The following is a 5,074-nucleotide window of genomic DNA, read 5'->3' as shown; positions in this document are numbered from 1 at the left end:
CTCTTCCTGTAACGCTTTAAGTTCCTTAAGATGTTGTGCATCCATTCCTCCGTATTTCTGCTTCCACTGGTAGAAAGTAGCTGCTGAAATTCCATGCTCACGACAAATATCTTTTGTCGCTTTCCCAGATTCATATTCTTTCAGAATATTGATAATCTGATGTTCTGAAAATTTGCTCTTTTTCATAATGTTTAACAAACTAAATTTAATAATTTTAATTTGTCTGAAAAACAGGGAAGTTTACCCTTGTCCTTGATACTTGTAGTTTTTATAAGTACTCTGTCCAAAAAATGCATATCCTGACTTCAAATGATTCATTCCAAAAGGATAATAATCATTAGCATCGGTGATTTCAAGAGCGCCTTTGCTGTTTCTTCCGAAACTTATTCTCACGTTGCCAAGGTGATCTTTGTATTGATAAATATACTGATCTTTTTTGTAATCATAATACCCTTCTGCTGTGGGGAAAAAAGATAAATTAACCATTTTAAATGTCATTCTTAGTCAAGATGTTTTTTCATTAGAATAATTACTCATTGTTATGTTTTAGGTAAAGATATAAAATTGCCTAAGGGAAGCAATAATTAAAAAAAATGCCACACAAAAGGATTCGTGCGGCAACGTGGGGTATTTTATTCATTGGATACGAGCATGACACTCGCACCAGCAAGTTTTTTTTATAAATAATACAATCTTATTCTTACAAATTATCTAATCATAAATTTCTTTATACCATCCATTTTTTAGAGAAATACTTTTTACAAATATTTTTTTTCTATATTCCTCTGAAATAAACTTCCCTATGACTGGAGAGTGTTCATCAACAGAAGGTTTAACATATACATTACCTAAACTATCTACTTTTAAATAATAAATATTCATATCAACAAAGTCTGCTGTGAGTTTTTTCAGTTGATTATTAGCATTAATTTTTAAATTCTCTTTTAAAGAATCTTTTGGATAACTCTCTTCTACATCAATAATACTCTTAGACTGTTTATTATAATTTATCGTCAGTCGTACAAAATTATTATTCTTGATACTTTCTAAAAATATTATTGGGAAATTTCTTGAAGTAAACCCTCTTACGTAAATCTCACTTCCTTGATAATTTGAAAAACTATAATTCGAATATCTGTTAATAAATTCTTTTTCATAGTTACTTTTACAAGATATTGTAAATAATAAATAATTTTTTTCATTTTTCAATTTGATTTAAGTTTTATGGTGTATTAGCTGGTGTAGGAGTTCCCACAGTTACTTGAATTTGCAAGTCTCCATAATTGTACTTATCTGAAAAAAGCACTCCGCTAGATATAGAAAGTTGATCATCAGAAGAATCTAACTGACTACTATAACCATTTGTGCTAGAATTAACTACACTATTATAATGTGCTCCTAACGATAATTCTGCTCCTGTAAATTGCATAGCACATACCTATTTCCTGTAGCTCCTTCCCGTTGTACTTATAATTATTATTCTTTAGGCATCTTTATATTATACTTTTCTAAAACCTTCCTTATGATATCCTCCTCCTCTGGGAATGTAGAAACCATTAAATTCATTTTTTTATCAAAAAAAAGAAACCATTGATAAGGCGTATAAGAAATATTCTCATATGGTTTTTTAAATTTAATGTTAGAAAAATTTGAAGGAGACCTTTCCTTTATAATTTTTTCTAAGAAAGTAACATCTTCACATGTTTTTCCCTGAAGTAATAAATCAAAGCCTCGGTATTTAAAATATTTCAAATTTGCAGCCTTTGGATTTACCATTATAGATTCAATATTATCTCGTGTAATAGTAATTAAATACCCTTTTTGGTCATAGTAAAAGCTTGATATATGAATAATCGATAAATTGGGTTTAAAATTATTATCATTATTAATATCAATAAATGCATTAATAAAATTATCGAAATTGTATTTTTTCGAGACAGTTGGTGTTTGTGAGGATAATAATTGAAATATGAATATTAAAATTATTGTTAACTTATTTTTTATCAGTTCCATTTTTATCATATGTTGTATAAGATCCATTTCTATAAACTCTAAAAACTGTATTTTGATAAAGAGGCTCTGTCGTATTATCATAGTCATAGTGACCTGCCCAAGCAGATCTATATGTTCCAACATTTCCTCCTCCCTTCAAGTAACCACTTGGCAAAGAATTAGATGGATGATTATGATCATGTTTAAATAATCGAAAAACATCATTTTTTGATGAAAAACCATCCATACCGAGATGCCTAGGATCAACCGGAGAAGACCCTTTTAATCCAAACGTAGAAACTACAGATCTAGACTCTCCAGAAGATGAAATATAAGTACCATTGGTAAATTCATTAGTTCCATTTTTATACATATATTCCGCCAGCTCTAATGCCTTACCTGAATCCTTCAATTTTAAAGTTGTCATAATTTCTGATTTTGCTCCAGTTTTAGACTCAATAATAGGTGTAGTAAGTTTTACTTCTTGTTTATTATTTTCTACATAACCCTTTTCTCCAACATCTACGCCCTGAGCACTTTCTTTAAGAGTTTTCCCATCTTTTTCAAATTGATTTTCAGCATAAATTACATCTCTTTCAGAAGGAGCAACATTAGTTAACTTTCCAGCATTATCCCATTTGTAAATATCAGTTCCCTGCCTTCCATCTGGATCTATAAACCTTAATGGATTATTAAATACATAATTATAAGGACTATGTCTGGTCATCTTCTCCGCCAATGGGTCAACAACACTCCATCTACCCAAATCAGGCATGTACATCCTCGCTCCATAATCATACATTCCTGTCTCCTGCAGCTCCTTACCATTGTACTTATAATTTTTATAAGTACTCTGTCCAAAAAATGCATATCCTGATTTCAAATGATTCATTCCAAATGGATAATAATCATTGGCATCGGTGATTTCAAGAGCGCCTTTGCTGTTTCTTCCGAAACTTATTCTCACGTTGCCAAGATGATCCTTATACTGGTAAATATACTGATCTTTTTTGTAATCATAATACCCTTCTGCTGTGGGGAAAAAAGATAGAGAGGTATCCTTCAACGCCCCTCCAATGGGTGGATGAATACCCGGATCAATAGGTTGAATTGTATCATTAAGAGCATAAGCCTGTATTTCCATGGCTTTAGACATTTCTCTGCTTTTAGACAATAACTCAGTCTCTCCGCCATTACCTCTGCTGATTGAAGTACTCATATACTGGAAGCCATCCAAATAATCTGATATAGCATTCACTGTATAACAATCTATAATACCACATTCAATAGTGGAGTTCACTTTCTGAAGCTTTATACCATTGGCTCCATATAAATACGTAAGCCCAACTCCGGACTGGAGTATACTCATTTTATTGGGAAGATTGAGATGGTTGTAGGCGATGGAACTAATTCCTTTATCCTTCATATTTTCCATATTCCCATTCAGATCATAGGTAATGGTATTGCCCCCGCCTTCATATCCGGAGGGATTATTTCTTGTATCATGAACATTGGTAAGTTTATTCCCGGAATAAGTATAGTTAAGTTCATCAATAACAGTGGCAGTATTATTATTTTCAACAATACTGGTTCTGTACATTTTCGAGATATTCCCATTCAGGTCATAGTCTATAGATTCCGTATTTTCCTTACTCCAGGCATTGGTAGGGTTCTGGTAATATCCGGCAGTCAATCTATCTAAACCATCATAGGCATAACCGTATCTTTTAGGGGTAGATAAGGGATTGGCTCCAAGAGATTCCACGGCTCTCCAATCTACTTCTGCAATATTTCCATTGTACCTGGCTTTCACATTCTTCCCTGAAAACTGTGTCGGATCCGGATTGGTAAGTCCTTCTACTTGATTGTATTTTATTTTATAGGAAAATAATTTCCCTCCAAGATCCGGAAGTGACATTTCATTTTGATTAATATCTGTCATCCAACCACGAATATTATAAGCATAATCAATACTTTGAAGGTTGTTTCCTACTTTTTTATTTGTCAACTGGGAAAGTTCATTGTAGGTGTTTTCTGCCAACAAGACTTCCGGCTGATCATCCACTTTATGCCAGTGTTTGGCAAGCCTGTTGCCATTATCATACTCAAATCGTTCATTGATTGTAACTCCAACATCATTTTGTCTTCTTAAATGCCTGGTTGTAACTTGGGTTGGAACTCCCGCAAAATCCAATTTGGATTCTGTCTTGGTATATCCGCCCAAATGATTGATCGAATGTGTTCCAATCGCTCTTCCTTTGGTGTCGTAATAGGTGTAGTTCTTTGTCCAGCCGTCATTTTCGATATTCTTTACCAGACTCATCACAGGAAGCCCTTTGGTGCTTCTACCTTCTGAAGAGATGGTTTCTGTTAAAGTAGCCTCTCCCTGAATAGTTGATGGAAATGGAGGATTAAAATTATAGCTAGGATAAGTGTCATAATAATTGATACTTAGAAGTTTAAAATTACTGGTAGGATAAGCCTTGTTGCTGGTATAGAAAACATCTATTCCACTATTATTCCAGCTATTTACGGATCTGGTTTCACTATTGGAGCCATGCCCTTCGATTACAGAAGATTGTTGAATTCTTCCCGGCGGACTGTCTAATATACCTGTATAAATGGGCCGTGAAAGCTGATCATATTTGGTAAATACCCACTGTCCTTTCTCCCTTAGATTAGCGTCTTGGGTTAAAACTAGTCTATCCGCTTTATCATACACCATATATTCCCAACCTTTTCCTGGGAGTTTCTTTTCAACCAGACGGTTTCTGCTATCATATCGGTACTGATAACAAAGATCATTAAGTAAAGACTCACCCGTCCCCTTGTTGACTGCTTTGGGAGGAATGACAAAGGCTAACTGATCATATTCATTATACACATAATAAGTATCCGCATTTTCAGTAGAATTCACTTTTCTTACTAACAAGGTCTGCCCTCTTCCATTCTTAAATTCCACTGTTGGATTTCCGTCTTCATCTGTGACCGTGTTTTTATATAATGTTCCGGGAGCATAAGTTGTAGCAGGAGATAAGCTTAACTCACTTTTGGTAGCTCCGTTCTCCCATGTCGTCTTGGT

General features: G+C 33.8%; 6 protein-coding genes. All 6 read right to left on the bottom strand.

What is annotated here, in order from left to right:
* A partial coding sequence (locus GTR01_RS24285; RefSeq protein WP_160138522.1) for a transposase occupies positions 1 to 186 on the bottom strand: 186 nt, incomplete at its 3' end.
* Positions 187 to 240: 54 nt separating this feature from the next.
* Positions 241 to 486, bottom strand: coding sequence for a hypothetical protein (locus GTR01_RS24280; protein ID WP_185155165.1), 246 nt, complete (start codon positions 484 to 486; stop codon positions 241 to 243).
* Positions 487 to 711: 225 nt separating this feature from the next.
* Positions 712 to 1,209, bottom strand: a complete 498-nt coding sequence (locus GTR01_RS24275; protein ID WP_160140281.1) for a hypothetical protein — start codon at positions 1,207 to 1,209, stop codon at positions 712 to 714.
* 13 nt (positions 1,210 to 1,222) lie between these two features.
* Complete coding sequence (locus GTR01_RS24270) at positions 1,223 to 1,429, bottom strand: hypothetical protein (RefSeq protein ID WP_160140280.1); 207 nt, start codon at positions 1,427 to 1,429, stop codon at positions 1,223 to 1,225.
* Positions 1,430 to 1,476: 47 nt separating this feature from the next.
* Positions 1,477 to 2,013, bottom strand: a complete 537-nt coding sequence (locus tag GTR01_RS24265) for a hypothetical protein (RefSeq protein ID WP_160140279.1) — start codon at positions 2,011 to 2,013, stop codon at positions 1,477 to 1,479.
* Positions 1,994 to 5,074: RHS repeat-associated core domain-containing protein (locus tag GTR01_RS24260; RefSeq protein WP_160140278.1), on the bottom strand; the 3,081-nt coding region annotated here is incomplete at its 5' end. The genes GTR01_RS24260 and GTR01_RS24265, both read right to left, overlap by 20 nt.

The organism is Chryseobacterium sp. c4a (assembly GCF_009900745.1).
In the GTDB taxonomy this organism is placed as follows: Bacteria; Bacteroidota; Bacteroidia; order Flavobacteriales; family Weeksellaceae; genus Chryseobacterium.
The sequence above is the reverse complement of the archived record's forward strand: the minus strand, read 5'-3'. Positions and strand labels throughout refer to the sequence as shown.